General features: G+C 40.5%; 14 protein-coding genes. 12 read left to right on the top strand and 2 right to left on the bottom strand.

Translation table 11 applies throughout. From position 1 onward, the window contains the following. The first annotated feature begins 245 nt into the window (after positions 1–245). The 10 genes from ABI367_RS00350 to rodA all read left to right on the top strand — a co-directional run bounded on the left by ABI367_RS00350 (position 246) and on the right by rodA (position 12,061). Complete coding sequence (locus ABI367_RS00350) at positions 246–2,687, top strand: PIG-L family deacetylase (RefSeq protein WP_462231655.1); 2,442 nt, start codon at positions 246–248, stop codon at positions 2,685–2,687. A 325-nt stretch (positions 2,688–3,012) separates the two neighbouring features. After that, on the top strand, positions 3,013–3,513 hold the full coding sequence (locus ABI367_RS00345; protein WP_462231653.1) for a DUF5004 domain-containing protein: 501 nt from the start codon (positions 3,013–3,015) through the stop codon (positions 3,511–3,513). A 58-nt stretch (positions 3,514–3,571) separates the two neighbouring features. Further along, on the top strand, positions 3,572–4,150 hold the full coding sequence (purN, locus tag ABI367_RS00340) for a phosphoribosylglycinamide formyltransferase (protein ID WP_462231652.1): 579 nt from the start codon (positions 3,572–3,574) through the stop codon (positions 4,148–4,150). A gap of 166 nt (positions 4,151–4,316) precedes the next feature. Beyond that, positions 4,317–5,843: a bifunctional phosphoribosylaminoimidazolecarboxamide formyltransferase/IMP cyclohydrolase gene (gene purH / locus ABI367_RS00335; RefSeq protein WP_462231650.1), complete on the top strand. Its 1,527-nt coding sequence runs from the start codon at positions 4,317–4,319 to the stop codon at positions 5,841–5,843. Between the two features lie 105 nt (positions 5,844–5,948). Further along, on the top strand, positions 5,949–6,971 hold the full coding sequence (locus tag ABI367_RS00330) for a rod shape-determining protein (RefSeq protein WP_462231648.1): 1,023 nt from the start codon (positions 5,949–5,951) through the stop codon (positions 6,969–6,971). 68 nt (positions 6,972–7,039) lie between these two features. After that, on the top strand, positions 7,040–7,408 hold the full coding sequence (locus tag ABI367_RS00325) for a four helix bundle protein (protein WP_462231646.1): 369 nt from the start codon (positions 7,040–7,042) through the stop codon (positions 7,406–7,408). A 47-nt stretch (positions 7,409–7,455) separates the two neighbouring features. After that, positions 7,456–8,292, top strand: coding sequence for a rod shape-determining protein MreC (gene mreC / locus ABI367_RS00320; RefSeq protein WP_462231644.1), 837 nt, complete (start codon positions 7,456–7,458; stop codon positions 8,290–8,292). Beyond that, positions 8,285–8,803 (top strand): rod shape-determining protein MreD, encoded by a 519-nt coding sequence (locus tag ABI367_RS00315; RefSeq protein ID WP_462231642.1) that lies wholly within the window; start codon positions 8,285–8,287, stop codon positions 8,801–8,803. Before mreC ends, ABI367_RS00315 begins: the two co-directional genes overlap by 8 nt. Continuing rightward, complete coding sequence (gene mrdA, locus ABI367_RS00310; protein WP_462231640.1) at positions 8,800–10,797, top strand: penicillin-binding protein 2; 1,998 nt, start codon at positions 8,800–8,802, stop codon at positions 10,795–10,797. Before ABI367_RS00315 ends, mrdA begins: the two co-directional genes overlap by 4 nt. Then, positions 10,790–12,061 (top strand): rod shape-determining protein RodA, encoded by a 1,272-nt coding sequence (gene rodA, locus ABI367_RS00305; RefSeq protein ID WP_462231638.1) that lies wholly within the window; start codon positions 10,790–10,792, stop codon positions 12,059–12,061. Before mrdA ends, rodA begins: the two co-directional genes overlap by 8 nt. 109 nt (positions 12,062–12,170) lie before the next feature. Here the strand turns inward: rodA and ABI367_RS00300 are convergent, their stop codons facing one another. Next, complete coding sequence (locus ABI367_RS00300; protein WP_462231636.1) at positions 12,171–12,953, bottom strand: hypothetical protein; 783 nt, start codon at positions 12,951–12,953, stop codon at positions 12,171–12,173. A gap of 74 nt (positions 12,954–13,027) precedes the next feature. On the opposite strand from ABI367_RS00300, the gene ABI367_RS00295 reads away from it, so the two are divergent. Continuing rightward, positions 13,028–13,612, top strand: a complete 585-nt coding sequence (locus ABI367_RS00295) for a thymidine kinase (RefSeq protein ID WP_462231634.1) — start codon at positions 13,028–13,030, stop codon at positions 13,610–13,612. Between the two features lie 111 nt (positions 13,613–13,723). Beyond that, a complete protein-coding gene (locus ABI367_RS00290) occupies positions 13,724–14,092 on the top strand; it encodes a response regulator transcription factor (protein WP_462231632.1) in 369 nt (122 codons plus the stop codon). A 2-nt stretch (positions 14,093–14,094) separates the two neighbouring features. Here the strand turns inward: ABI367_RS00290 and ABI367_RS00285 are convergent. Further along, positions 14,095–15,003: hypothetical protein (locus tag ABI367_RS00285; RefSeq protein WP_462231630.1), on the bottom strand; the 909-nt coding region annotated here is incomplete at its 5' end.

Below are 15,003 nucleotides of genomic sequence, written 5' to 3'. Positions count from 1 at the left end.
GGCTACATCCAGTATATAGTCCTTTTTGTCTATTTTATCTTTATCCATCTCTTTTCTCCTGTGCAAAATTAATCAAACGATTGATTAATGTAAAATAGTTTTTACCAAAATATGTTAACTAATTGATTTTCAATAAGAAAAAATTAATCAAATGATTAAATGACCATTATAATTACACAAGTTTTAATAAATTGTTTTATTATTGGGTTATAAATCAACTAATTACATTTCCCTTATTTATAGCTATGAAGCGTATCCTAATAAATGCCTTGTTTTTGCTGAGTTTAACCGCTGCGTTTGCGCAAACCGCGCCACCTGCTGACAGGATAGCTATTGAACAAGGTTTTCAGAATTTGAATGTATTGGGCAGCGTATTATATGTTGCCGCGCACCCCGATGATGAGAATACCCGGCTTTTAGCCTACATGGCGCAAGAGAAGCATTATCGTACAGGATATTTAGCCATGACCCGCGGTGATGGTGGACAAAATTTAATAGGCAACGAGCAAAGCGAGTTATTAGGATTGATACGCACGCAGGAGCTTCTGGCCGCGCGTAGAGTTGATGGCGCCGAGCAGTTTTTTACCCGCGCTAACGACTTTGGCTTTTCAAAAGGGCCCGAGGAAACGCTAAAGATATGGGATAAAGAAAAAGTGCTGGGCGATGTGGTTTGGGTGATACGAAAATTTAGACCGGATGTTATTATATGCCGCTTTGCTACCGATGGCAGCGGCGGGCATGGGCACCATACATCATCGGCCATATTGGCGCAGGAGGCTTTTACTTTGGCTGCCGACCCGACCAAATACCCCGAGCAATTAAAATATGTACAGGTATGGCAGGCAAAACGCTTGTTGTTAAATTCGTTTAATGGTAACCCGGTTAATCCGCTTAAGGTAGATGTAGGTGTATACAACCCCTTAATTGGCAAAGGGTATGGCGAGGTTGCTGCCGATAGCCGGTCGAACCATAAAACACAGGGTTTTGGCACAGCCAAACAACGCGGCGAATCCTTTGAACTATTTAGTACCATTTTAGGCGATGCGCCTAAAACCGACCTGATGGATGGTGTAAATACCACCTGGGCAAGGGTAAGCGGAGGCACTGCCATTGCTGCTAAACTGGCTGCCATAAAAAAGGATTTTGATGGTGCAAACCCAAGTGCGTCAGTACCGGCATTAGTGCAGTTATTGAGCGATGTGGAGAAGGTACCAGATACCTATTGGCGCGAACAAAAAGCAAAACAGTTAAAAAACCTGATTGCCGCCTGCGCGGGATTGTGGTTTGAAAGCTATGCCACGCAGCCTACCTATGCCATTGGCGACCCGATAGAGATACGATCGCAGGTTATTGACCGGTTTAACGACCAGATTAAGATAAACAGCATTGACGATCATCATAACATACAACGTTTTGATGGTGGCAAAACTATCCCGGCCAATACCTTGCAAACTTATACTACTGCTACTATAGCCGATAAATATACCCAGCCATATTGGCTGGAATCGCCGCACCCGATAGGGACCTACACGATTAATGACCCATTAAAAGTAGGAAACCCCGAAAACCCCGACCTGCCATCAGTAACCTACGAGTTTACCATTGCCGGTAAGCCCATAACATTTGAGCGCCGTTTATACTATAAATATGTTGACCCGGTAAGGGGCGAGGTTTACCAGCCGTTAGAGATTGGGCCGCCCGTAGCCGCTGATATTGCCAACAAAGATTATATTTTTAATACGCAGCAGCCGCAAACCGTACAGGTTAAAATGCAGGCATTTACCAATGCTGCAGGTAGCATAGTTATTAAACCAGTAGCCGGGTGGAAAATAACGCCCGAAAAAATTGAGTTCGCCGATAAAAAACGGGGTGACGAATGGGTAGCCACTTTCCAGGTAACACCAACCAATATGCAGCCCAAAACCAGTGATCTGGTAGCGATTACTACGGTTAATGGTAAAGATTATTCGATGGGTGTACAGCGCATTCGGTATGATCACGTTCCGGCTATTACGCTGTTCCCGCCGTCGCAAGCTAAGGCTATAAACGTTAACCTTAAAATTGCCGGAAAAAAAATAGGCTATATAGAAGGAGCCGGCGATTTTATGCCCGAAGCACTTGCGCAGGTAGGCTATGATGTGCACCAGCTTACTGAAAATGAGATACTAAACGGCGATCTTTCTGTTTACGATGCTATAATTACGGGTGTACGTGCCTATAACGTAAACAAGCGCCTGCCCGTTGAGCAGCCTAAGCTAATGGCTTACGTTAATAATGGCGGTAACCTGTTGGTACAATACAATAATAATAACGGTATAGTTGTGCCACAGATAGGCCCTTATCCGTTCCGCCCCGTTAACCAGCGTGTTACGGATGAATTTGCCCCCGTTACTTTTTTAGATCCCGAAAACCCGGTGCTAAACTATCCCAACAAAATTACTCAGGCCGATTTTGACGGCTGGATACAGGAACGCGGCTTGTATTTTGTAAGCAATATTGACCCGCAATACAAAGCCATTTTGCAAATGAATGATCCCGGCGAACAGCCAAACAATGGGTCGTTAATTGTGGGTAACTATGGTAAGGGCCGGTTTATATATACATCGCTGGCTTTTTTCAGGGAGCTACCTGCGGGGGTACCGGGCGCATACAGGTTGTTTGTTAATTTATTAAGTAAGCCTAAATAATGTGCAAATGTGCGGGTATGCAGATGTGCGGATAACCCGCTTGTCATCTCGAACGTAGTGAGAGATCTATACACCTACAATTTCCCGAACGAGTGTATAAATTTCCCGTTCGACGACATCAAAAATCATGGTTAACACATTTTTGCATTATTTTTTTATAATTAATTGATAATCAAATTTTTAATATCAAAAACATGCAAAAATGTGTTAAGTTGTGTTAACCCTGTTTTGGGGCTTGCATAACAAGGATGATAAAATAATAATCATTTAAAACAGTTATAATATCTGCAATGCAGGCTAATAGTTTATTTTTGCGGAGATACTAATGAAAAATAAAACATCATTACTTTTTGTATTAGGGCTGGTATTAGTTGGACTGCTTGTTAATTCCTGTAAAAAGGATAACCAGGGTACTATTGAAACGCTGTTAACAGCCGGTAAATGGCAGCTGGCATCAGTTGTAGCCACAGTTTACCTGGGCGATGCTACGTTATCAACCACTACACTAAACACTACTTGCGATACTACACAGATATTTTCTTTTAATACTGATAATAGCTGTACTTACAGCAATTTTGATTGTATCCCGCAAACATCATCAGGCAGATGGAGCCTGTCGGCTGATAAACTAACCTTATCCGCCGATATGACCTGCCGCGATACTACAGCCGTCGGCACTTCAAAACCGTTCGTTGCTGCACGTATTATCAATTTGGGGCAATACTCTATGGTGTTGGATACAGGCAATATACAAACCTATGATGTAACTAAGCCACGCACAATAGTCAGATATGGATTTGTGCATCAAAAAACTACAATTAAGTAGTAATAAGCTAAGTAATATTTTATATTTGGCATATACCGCATGAAAGCAAAATAGTTTAATGAAAAAACGAATAGCCATTTTTGCTTCAGGATCGGGGTCAAATGCTCAAAAAATAATGGAGCATTTTAAGCGTAATCCCGAGGCTGAAGTTGTATTGATATTAACTAATAATCCGCAGGCATACGTATTACAGCGTGCTGATAATTTTGAGATACCATCGCATATATTTACCCGGCATGAGTTTTATGACACCGACGATGTGATCAGGATATTAAAAACGCTGCAGGTGGACCTGATTGTATTAGCCGGATTTTTATGGCTGGTGCCACCTGCCTTGTTAAGCGCGTTCCCTAACAAAATAATTAATTTGCACCCCGCCCTATTACCTAAATATGGCGGCAAAGGCATGTACGGCGATCACGTGCACAACGCTATATTAGCAGCGGGCGAAGAAGAGTCGGGCATAACTATTCATTTTGCCAGCGAGCAGTTTGACGAAGGCGAGATCATCCATCAGTCAAAGTTCAAAATTGAATCCGGCGATAACCTGGAAATGATTAAATTTAAGGGCCAGCAGTTGGAACATCAGCACTTCCCTAAAGTGATTGAGAATTTGCTGAAGAAGATGAAGAGTTGAGTTTAGTGATCGGTTAATTAGAGACCAGAGATTAGTTACCTCGTGAAAAGAATAGTCGCTAAGCTGTATTTTTTAAATGTAAGAACTTTATTCAAAAAAACTAATTACTAATCACCAATCTCTAATCACTAATCCCTACATTTGCGGCTCAAAATTCTCCCTTTAAATGAGTCAGTCTGTAAAAATTAAAAATGCCCTTATTTCAGTTTATTACAAAGATAATCTGGAGCCTATTATTCACGAATTGAAGCGCTTAGGCATAACCATGTACTCAACCGGTGGAACAGAGACGTTCATCCGCAACCTGGGTGCCGATGTGGTTGCGGTTGAGGACCTGACCTCGTACCCATCGATATTAGGCGGTCGTGTTAAAACATTACATCCAAAGGTGTTTGGCGGAATATTATCAAGGCGCAGTTTAGCAGGCGACAAGCAACAATTAGAGCAATACGAAATACCCGAAATAGACCTGGTTATTGTTGATCTTTACCCGTTTGAAGAAACGGTAGCGTCAGGTGCCGGGCATGATGATGTTATTGAGAAGATAGATATTGGCGGGATCTCGCTTATCCGCGCAGCGGCAAAAAACTATAAGGATGTAGTTATACTGGCATCAAAAGATGATTATACAGAACTGGCTGAAATTTTACAGAACCAGGGTGGTGCCACTACCATTGATCAGCGTAAAAAATTCGCTCAAAAAGCGTTTAATATCACCTCCAATTACGACACGGCCATATTTCAATACTTTAACACGCAGGACCCGATGCCTGTGTTTAAACAAAGTATACAAACCAGCTATGCTTTGCGCTATGGCGAAAACCCGCACCAGCAAGGCACTTTTTATGGTAACCTTGATGCTATGTTTACCAAATTGCATGGTAAGGAGTTATCATACAATAACCTGGTTGACGTTGATGCAGCTGTTTCATTAATTGATGAGTTTACCGAGCCAACCATAGCCATATTAAAGCATACCAATGCCTGCGGCGTTGCCAGCAGATCATTTATAAAAGAAGCCTGGATTGATGCTTTGGCTTGCGACCCGGTATCAGCCTTTGGCGGCGTTATTATTGCCAATGATGAGATAAATGCCGAAACAGCTACCGAAATAAGCAAACTATTTTACGAAGTGTTAATAGCACCTGCTTATACTGACGAAGCTGTACAAATATTATTAGGGAAAAAGAACCGCATAATTTTGGTGCGCCAGCGTGTGGAGTTACCGGTTAAGCAATTTAAAACGTTATTAAATGGCGTTATTGAGCAAGACAAGGACCTGGTTATTGAAGGGCCGGATCAAATGACTACGGTTACCAATAGGCAACCTACCGCGCAGGAGTTGCGCGACCTGCATTTTGCCAATAAAATTGTAAAGCACACTAAATCAAACACTATTGTGTTTGCCAAAAATAACCAATTATTGGCAAGCGGCGTAGGGCAAACCTCAAGGGTTGATGCGTTAAAACAGGCAGTTATTAAAGCCGAAAGCTTTGGTTTTGATTTGAATGGCGCGGTAATGGCGTCTGATGCGTTTTTTCCGTTTAATGATTGCGTAGAGCTGGCTGCCGAAGCAGGTATTTTGGCCGTTTTACAGCCTGGGGGGTCAATAAAAGATCAGGATTCGGTAGCTATGTGTAATGAAAAAAATATTTCGATGGTTACAACCGGGGTTCGTCATTTTAAACATTAGCAATAATATAATTATCCAAATAAATTAACTGTTTAAATGGCAATTATTTGATGTTTTTAAAGTTATATTTATAAACTTTGCAAATAATTTTGAAGCAAACTACAAATGGGCTTATTTAATTTTTTTACGCAAGAAATTGCCATTGACCTGGGCACCGCAAATACCCTGATTATACATAATGATAAAGTTGTTGTTGACGAACCGTCGATAGTTGCTTTTGATCGCTCGACCAACAAAGTTATTGCTATTGGTAAGCAGGCCATGCAAATGGAAGGCAAAACGCATGATAATATACGTACCGTTCGCCCCTTAAAAGACGGTGTAATTGCCGACTTTAATGCTGCCGAGCACATGATACGTGGTATGATAAAAATGATCAATCAGGGTAAAGGTTGGTTTTTTCCATCATTGCGTATGGTTATTTGTATACCATCGGGCATTACCGAGGTAGAGAAACGTGCCGTGCGCGACTCGGCCGAGATAGCAGGGGCCAAAGAGGTTTACCTTATACATGAGCCAATGGCTGCCGCTGTGGGTATTGGTATTGATGTAGAAGAGCCCATGGGCAATATGATCATTGATATTGGTGGTGGTACTACCGAAATTGCCGTTATTGCCTTATCAGGTATAGTTTGCGATCAGTCTATCCGCGTAGCGGGCGATAATTTTGACTCGGACATCGTACAATACATCCGTCGCCAGCATAATATTATGATAGGCGACCGTACTGCCGAAAAAATAAAAATTGAAGTTGGTGCGGCTTTGCCTGAACTTGCTGACCCGCCTGCTGATTTTGCTGTACAGGGTCGCGATTTAATGACCGGCGTACCTAAGCAAATCATGGTATCATATACCGAAATTGCACATTGCCTGGATAAATCTATATCAAAAATAGAGGAAGCTATACTAAAAGCGCTGGAAATAACACCACCTGAACTATCGGCAGATATTTATCAAACCGGCATTTATTTAACCGGCGGCGGCGCGTTGTTGCGCGGCCTGGATAAAAGAGTAGCCGCCAAAACCAAACTACCTGTACACGTAGCCGAAGATCCGCTACGCGCAGTAGTACGTGGTACAGGCACGGCACTTAAAAATATTGGTAATTTTAAATTCCTGATGCAGTAACAGAGATTAGTGATTGGTTAATTGGTGATTAGTTAAATAAATATTTTATAATTAGTAGATATTAACTAATGAAAGGTTTTACGGAACTTGATGCCTGGAAAAAATCACGCGTTTTACGGAATGATATTTTTGAATTGGTTAAGAGTTTCCCGGGTGAAGAAAAATATAGACTAGCCGACCAAATAATTCGTTCATCAAGATCAATAGGTAATAATATAGCGGAAGGGCATGGGAGATTTCATTACGCTGACTCGTCTAAATTCTTGATAAATGCCCGAGGGTCGGCCGCTGAAACAATCGACCACCTTATTATAGCTTTAGATCAAAAATTTATAAGTGATGAAATTTTCGAAAAATTCAAAAGTCAAATTGAAGAATGTATGAAGTTGGTAAACGGGTATATTAACTATTTAAGGCAACAAGCAGTTACTAAATAATCGATCGTCAACTAATCTCTAATCTCCAATTAACTAATCACTAACAAATGCGCAACCTCCTGATATTTATCACTAAATACAATGCGTTTTTTTTGTTTGTGATATTTGAGGTAAGCTCATTAATTATATACGTTAAATACAACTCCTTCCAAAAAGCTACTTTTATAAACAGCACCAATACCGTAACTGCCGGCTTATATACCCGTGTTAGCGAATTAAACAGTTACTTATCATTAAAAGAGGTTAATGATAGTTTAGCGCGCGAGAATGCCACCCTGCGTAATCAGCTTAAAACATCTTTTTTTGTTGATACGGTAAACAAGCGGTCGGTAATCGATTCGGCCTACAAACAACAGTACCAATACATACAAGCCAAGGTTATTGATAACTCCATCAATCAACGAAATAATTATTTAACGCTCAATATGGGCAGTGACAAGGGTATTGATAAAGGCATGGGGGTTATAAGTAGTAGTGGTGTAGTGGGCAAGGTGCTTTTTGTGAGCCGGCACTTTGCTGTAGTACAATCATTATTGCATAAAGAAACTATTATAAGCGCCATGCTGGCTGACACCAAGGACCAGGGTTCATTTAAATGGGGAGATGATATGGATCCGCATAGCGGATTATTATATGATGTATCAAACAATGCCCGGCCCAAACTGGGAGAATGGGTGGTTACGTCCGATCAGTCCTTATGGCCAGCCGGGGTGCGCATTGGTACTATCAGCAACCTGCACTCCACAAAAGGCGATGGCTTGTTTTTGAATATGGATGTTAAGCTTTCGGTTGATTTTAGCAAATTGCAATATGTTTATGTTATTTATAACAAAATGGCATTAGAGCAAAAGGGATTGGAGGCCCAGGAAAAGAAAGATGAGTAGGGCCATTATTGTTAATATTATACGTTTTGTTGTACTGGTATTTATACAGGTTTTTTTATTAAAAAATATAACGCTGTATAACCTATCAACACCTTATTTATATATCCTGTTTATCCTGTTGCTTCCGTTTGAAATACCTAACATATTGTTGTTTTTGCTGGCTTTTATTATAGGTTTAACGGTTGATGCTTTTTACAATACCCCCGGCCTGCACGCGGCCTCGTGTGTTTTGCTGGCATTTGCACGCGTTTTGTTTATTAGCATTACCGTACAAAAAGATGGGTTTGATAATGAGCCCGAACCTACTTTAAGTATTATGGGTTTCAGGTGGTTTTTTACCTATGCCGTTATTTTAACCCTGCTTCATCATTTCTTTCTTTTTAACCTCGAGGTTTTCCGTTTATCAGAAATACAATATACCTTAACAAGGGTTGTTTTAAGCGCAGCTTTTACCGTATTTTTGATGTTAATATCCGGACTGTTATTTTACAGAAGCAAAGAGCGTAAATGAACAATTTTTTTGAACGGCGGTACATCATCGCGGGTATATTTATAACCATTATACTAATATTGCTTGCCCGGCTATTTTATATCCAGGTGATAGACGATAGCTACCTTTATTACGCCAAGCAAAATGTTATAAAGCAGTATATCCAATATCCCGCACGTGGTGTGATTTTAGATCGTAACCAAAAAGTGCTTGTAACCAATGAGGTGGTTTACGATATTTCAGTCATCCCAAAAGAAGTTAAAGCGTTTGATACGCTTGAGTTTTGCAAATTAATAGGCATTACCAAAGACGATTTTGATAAAAGGCTTGAAAAAGCAAAAATATATTCGCCCAACCTTTCATCTCCCTTTGATAAGCAGCTTTCGCCCACATTATTTGCTTCTTTGCAGGAGCGCATGTCAGAGTTTCCGGGTTTTACGGTTCAGCCGCACCCCATACGTACCTATCCCGATTCGACAGCTGCCCAGTTTTTAGGTTATATAGGCGAGATAAACGACGATAAGATAGCCAAATCGGGCGGGTATTACCGTCCCGGCGACTACATCGGTATAACCGGTGTTGAAAAAGCTTATGAAAATGTTTTACGTGGCCAGCGCGGCGTAAAAAATATGCTGGTTGATTCAAAAGGCATAATACAGGAGTCATACAACGATGGTGCATTAGATACAGTGCCTATTCCCGGTGAGCGCTTAACCTCATCATTAGATATAAGATTACAAAAGTTAGGCGAAAAATTAATGACCAACAAAGTTGGGAGTATAGTAGCCATTGATCCATCAACCGGCGAAATATTATGCTTTGTAAGCAGTCCAACTTATGATCCCAATTTATTGGTGGGCCATGATCGTAGTAAAAATTATACTGCCATACATGAAAATCCTTACGAACCATTTTTTATAAGACCCATACAGGCAAATTATCATCCGGGGTCGTCATTTAAACCACTTAGTGCCTTGATCGCTTTGCAAGAAGGTGTAATTACACCTTCAACTACTTATAACTGCCCGGGCTATTATATTGCCGGTAATCGCAAGATTGCTTGTTTTAATGGCGAGGTTCATGGAGTGGTTAATTTGAGCAGTGCCGTGGCCCATTCATGCAATGGGTACTTTGATATGGTGTTTGAAAAATTGATCAATCTTAAAGGACCGAAACAAACAGATACCAGCTTTACTTCATGGAGAAACAATGTAGCCAAATTTGGATTAGGTACAAGGTTGGACCTTGATCTGCCTGCCGAAGGTAAGGGTTTTTTACCGCAAGCTTCATTCTATGATAAAAAGTATCGTAAAGGTAGTTGGCGCTCAAGTACCGTTATCTCATTAGGTATTGGACAGGGCGAGCTATCGGCCACCCCTTTACAATTAGCCAATATTGAGGCTACTATTGCTAATCGGGGATTTTTTTATAAACCACATTTAATAAAATCTATCGGTGATAAACAGATCATAAAACAGGAGTATCTGGTTAAAAACTCAGTACAGATTGATCCACAATATTTTGAACCGGTTATTGATGGTATGCAAAGTGTTGTTGATTATGGTACTGCTGCCGGTTCAAAAATACCCGGCATAGTAATGTGCGGAAAAACAGGTACGGCAGATAACTCGCATGGAAAACCTAACTCAGTGTTTGTGGCTTTTGCACCGCGCGATCATCCAAGAATTGCTATTGCCGTTGTAGTTGAAAATGCAGGCCAGGGCGGTACATGGGCGGCACCTATTGCCAGTTTTATTGTAGAAAAGTATTTAAGAGATAGTATCACATCGCGCCCCTCTGGTATAACGCCCGAATACTATATTCAGCAAAATCTTTTGCCCGAGTTGCGGGTAAAACCTCCTGTTAAAAGCAAGGGAGCTGCTGATAGTTTAAAAAAGAGTGTGGTTAAAATAAAAATGCCATCAAAAATAAAAATAGCCTCAGTGCCGGCACCTAAAAAGACGGTACCTGTAAAATTAACGGCAATGCTCACTAACTTAAAAGACGATGAGTAACCAGCCGCGCAGTTTTTTTTATAACGTTGATTGGTTAACCATAGCGCTTTATCTGGCTTTATGTACCATAGGCTTATTAAATATACACTCGGCTGTTTTTAATATAAAACACGATAGCATAGTCGACATGGATACCAATTACGGTAAGCAATTTATCTTTGTGCTATCGTCTATAGTAATAGGTATAGTAATTTTATTGCTCGAGAGCAGGTTCCTGTCGGCACTTGCGCCTGCCATTTATGGCATAACTATATTTTTGCTTGTTCTGGTATTGGTTATTGGTCGTAATGTAGGGGGTAACCAGGCCTGGATATCTATAGGTGGCGGTTTCAGGCTGCAACCGTCCGAGTTTGCCAAATTTGCCACTTGTTTGTTATTGGCCCGTTATTTAAGTGGTGCTAATGTAAAGGTTACTGATATAAAATCTTTTTTAATAGCTGCGGCGATCATTGCCCTGCCTATGGGCCTGATTATATTACAACCCGATATGGGGTCAACCCTGGTATTTTGCTCGCTTATTTTTGTCCTCTATCGCGAAGGCTTATCGCCCTTGTTTTTAATTGGGGCGGCCTTGTTTATCTTTTTGTTTGTAGCCTCCATTTTATTTAATCCTTTATATGTTATAGCCGGGTTAATTGCCTTTACTGCGTTAATCATACTGTTATTTAAGCGGTTTAAAAAACTGGTTATTACCATGCTCATTGGTCTGGTTGTATCCATAGCGTTTGTTTTTAGCGTGAAGTATATTTATAATCACGTTTTGCAGCCTCACCAAAAGGTTCGCATTGATATTATTTTAGGTATAACCAGCGATCCGCGGGGCAAGGGGTATAACCTGCGCCAATCAAAAATTGCTATTGGCTCGGGCAAATTATGGGGCAAGGGTTATTTAAAGGGCACGCAAACCAAATTCTCGTTTGTACCCGAGCAAAGCACCGATTTTATTTTTTGTACCGTAGGTGAGGAGTGGGGCTTTGCAGGTTCGGTAACAGTTTTGGGTATATATTTATTTTTATTGCTGCGCCTGATAGTAATAGCCGAGCGACAGCGATCGCCATTCTCCCGCATTTACTGCTATGGAGTAGCATCCATCATATTTTTCCATGTGATGATCAACATCGGTATGACCATTGGGCTTGTGCCGGTAATTGGCATACCTTTGCCATTTATAAGTTACGGCGGTTCCTCACTATGGAGCTTTACAATCCTGCTATTTATTATGCTGAAACTGGATAGTAACCGGATGGGGATGATATATGCGTAAGTAGGTTATTGAGGTTAAAAATGTTGAAAGGGTTGTAAGTTAAAATTGTTTTTGTTTAACACATCACCTGCAACCTTTATAACAACTACAACTTTTACAACTTCTTCAATTACATATATCTCCTCTTCAACAACTCATAAAACTTAGCGGTGGTTTCGGGTTTGGCCTCCCAATTATTTTTTACTACATAATTTTTCTTCAAAAAAGTATCAGCTTCTTCAAAACCTTTAAAGCGGTTAAGTATTTCGATAGCTTCGCTATAGGCCAGGCTATAGCCGTTAAACAGATCTTTTATAAACAACAGCTTGTCGTTTAAAGTAATAGCAGGTTTAAGGTCGGTTATTGGCAGCAACCCCATATCAGGCTTACTACCCATTTGGGCAGATATTTTTTGATTAATAGTAAATACCTCGTCAACTTCTTTAGCCGGTTCTTTAATGGCTGTTGGCTCTTCTGCTATTAATGGTTCGGGTAGTTCACCTACCATTATTTCCGGCTCGTTAACGTGTATTGGTTCACTAACTAATCCCTCGTCCTCAATTACTTCCTCGTCCAACGTAGTTTCTTCATCATCAGTCCAACTTTCATCAACCTCTAATTCATGCTTTATCATTTCGGGTTCTGGTTCAGGATCTGCTTTGCGTATAACCGGTTCAAAATGTATTTCTTCATAACTTGCCGGTTTTTCTTCTACAGGTTTGGCAGCAGTACTTTGTTTATTTATTTTGCGAAGCACTTCTGCATGATCGGCCAAAAAATGAGTATTGGCAACAAATAGTTCCAATTCCAGATCGTTTAATGTTTCCGGGGCAGTTTGCAGGTATTGATATTGTTCGTTCAGTTCCTTTATTATACCACCTATTTTATTAAATACTTCTTTTTGCTTCATCATAACGGGTACCGATGTAAAATGCTTACCAAAAATAAGCATTAAAATGCTGATATTAGGCGTGGGTAAAATTTAGGATGCAACTTACTGAGGATATTTTTAAGCGTAAAAACGAAAGCGGCGGAAGCATTGAAGTAGTATGCGGCTCCATGTTTTCGGGCAAAACCGAGGAGTTGCTGCGGCGCATAAACCGGGTGCGTATAGCTAAGCTAAGCTTTAAGGTATTTAAGCCAAAGCAGGACACCCGCTACCACGAAAAATCTGTAGTATCGCATAATGCTAACCAGATAGACTCGATCCCTGTAAAAAAATCTTTTGATATACTGCTGTTATTTGGCCATGCGCAGGTAGTAGGTATTGATGAGGCCCAGTTTTTTGATGATAAATTGCCCGAAGTTTGTAATGAGTTAGCCAACAAAGGAGTTAGGGTGATCATTGCAGGGTTGGATATGGACTTTAAAGGCCGCCCGTTTGGCCCCATGCCCGCGTTAATGGCCATTGCCGAATCAGTTACCAAAGTACATGCGGTTTGCGTAAGGTGCGGCAGCCCAGCTTTGTACTCCTATCGCCTGGTGCCGGGGAAAAATAAAATACTATTAGGCGAGAAAGAAAGTTACGAACCCCGCTGCCGCATTTGCTATAACCTGGTATTTCCTCAATAATTACCGGTTTATTGGATAGCTACCTATAGTTGTAAAGCACAAAATTATCTGCAACTAAAACAAAACACCCTATATGGGTTGTTATGTAGTAGTATTTGCAATAGAAAGACCATGGCCAAGAGAATATTAGTAATTGAAGATGAGAAAGACATCCGTGATACTATTGTTTATGTGTTGGAAGAACAAGGGTATAAAGTAACCTCATCAGAAGATGCCAGGATCCTTAAATCATTGGATACTATAAAACCCGACCTTATATTATTAGACAATTGGCTTACCGAATGGAAAAGCGATGCCAACGGGCAACAAATAAGTAAGGAGTTAAAATCAAACCCGGCCACCAGCCATATACCCATAATTATGATATCGGCAGTAAGTAATATACAGGAAATTGCGGAAGCCGCCAATGCAGATGCTTTTTTGAAAAAGCCTTTTGACCTGAGCGAAATATTGGATATTGTAAAAAAATTTACAGCTTAAATTTATTTGCCCGCAATAACCGGTACTCTGAGGCTATCAGCAGGTACTAATGGTGCTATTTGCAAATGTTTCAGCGCAGCGCTTGTTTTCTTCCATGCCGATTCATCCGTTTTACTTAATGTCAGAGTATCTGCCTTGCTGTAAAATGAAATTATATTTTGCTTTAGCGGTCGGGTAAGGTACCTGAACTTATTTTCATCCAGTTTATCAACCATTTCGTTATAAGCATCATCTGTTAACTGGTACTCGCCAAAAGCAGTAGTGTTTCCGGTATCAAAATCAACGTTTGGAAGGTTTTCAAGTTTACCTGCACCTAATTGGGTTATAGCTTCATCATAGTGCTGCATAACCGCGTCAAAACTTTTAATAAATTGTTTTTCGCCTTCAGGGCCTACCTCCTTAAATCTAAATGTTTTAAGAGGGCCAATTTTGGGTAATATTGTTATTAAAAAAGCCAGCATCCGCTCTTTAAATTTGGGCTTATCTCTTTCGCCCCCAAACTCGGTTTTATATTTTTTGCGGTGCATCCTGTATTTAAATTTACGGGCGGTTATACCGGGTTGCATTTTTTTTATTTCGTCTTTTTTTAACAGCCAGGCACTGCGTGTAACGGTAGGCATCAGGCTATTAACCGCCCACCTAAAATTATTAATGGATTTATCAATATTGGGGAAAATTTCATGAATGTTTTGTCCGTACGTTTTAAAAAAAGCCCTTTCTAAAACAGGTACAGAAACATTAAAACCAATAAAATCATGAAAGGCTTGCGATGCATAATTACCCCTGGCAAGCTGCAAAACATCAAAAGCAATTTCAACGCGGCTGTGCGCCGAATGGTCTTCTTCGTAAGTTACTACATTACCATATTTTGTTTTGATTTTTGGGTATACCATGGGTACTACAAGGTTGGT

Origin of the sequence: Mucilaginibacter sp. (genome assembly GCF_039935595.1) — a bacterium.
In the GTDB taxonomy this organism is placed as follows: Bacteria; Bacteroidota; Bacteroidia; order Sphingobacteriales; family Sphingobacteriaceae; genus Mucilaginibacter.
Note: the sequence above shows the minus strand (reverse complement) of the source record. Positions and strands in the feature narration are given on the sequence as shown.

Coding starts and splice junctions, on each gene's coding strand:
- mreC (WP_462231644.1), top strand. CDS start 7,456: ATGCGCAACCTCCTGATATTTATCACTAAATACAATGCGTTTTTTTTG.
- ABI367_RS00315 (WP_462231642.1), top strand. CDS start 8,285: ATGAGTAGGGCCATTATTGTTAATATTATACGTTTTGTTGTACTGGTA.
- rodA (WP_462231638.1), top strand. CDS start 10,790: ATGAGTAACCAGCCGCGCAGTTTTTTTTATAACGTTGATTGGTTAACC.
- ABI367_RS00300 (WP_462231636.1), bottom strand. CDS start 12,953: ATGATGAAGCAAAAAGAAGTATTTAATAAAATAGGTGGTATAATAAAG.
- mrdA (WP_462231640.1), top strand. CDS start 8,800: ATGAACAATTTTTTTGAACGGCGGTACATCATCGCGGGTATATTTATA.
- ABI367_RS00330 (WP_462231648.1), top strand. CDS start 5,949: ATGGGCTTATTTAATTTTTTTACGCAAGAAATTGCCATTGACCTGGGC.
- ABI367_RS00295 (WP_462231634.1), top strand. CDS start 13,028: ATGCAACTTACTGAGGATATTTTTAAGCGTAAAAACGAAAGCGGCGGA.
- purH (WP_462231650.1), top strand. CDS start 4,317: ATGAGTCAGTCTGTAAAAATTAAAAATGCCCTTATTTCAGTTTATTAC.
- ABI367_RS00325 (WP_462231646.1), top strand. CDS start 7,040: ATGAAAGGTTTTACGGAACTTGATGCCTGGAAAAAATCACGCGTTTTA.
- ABI367_RS00345 (WP_462231653.1), top strand. CDS start 3,013: ATGAAAAATAAAACATCATTACTTTTTGTATTAGGGCTGGTATTAGTT.
- purN (WP_462231652.1), top strand. CDS start 3,572: ATGAAAAAACGAATAGCCATTTTTGCTTCAGGATCGGGGTCAAATGCT.
- ABI367_RS00350 (WP_462231655.1), top strand. CDS start 246: ATGAAGCGTATCCTAATAAATGCCTTGTTTTTGCTGAGTTTAACCGCT.
- ABI367_RS00290 (WP_462231632.1), top strand. CDS start 13,724: ATGGCCAAGAGAATATTAGTAATTGAAGATGAGAAAGACATCCGTGAT.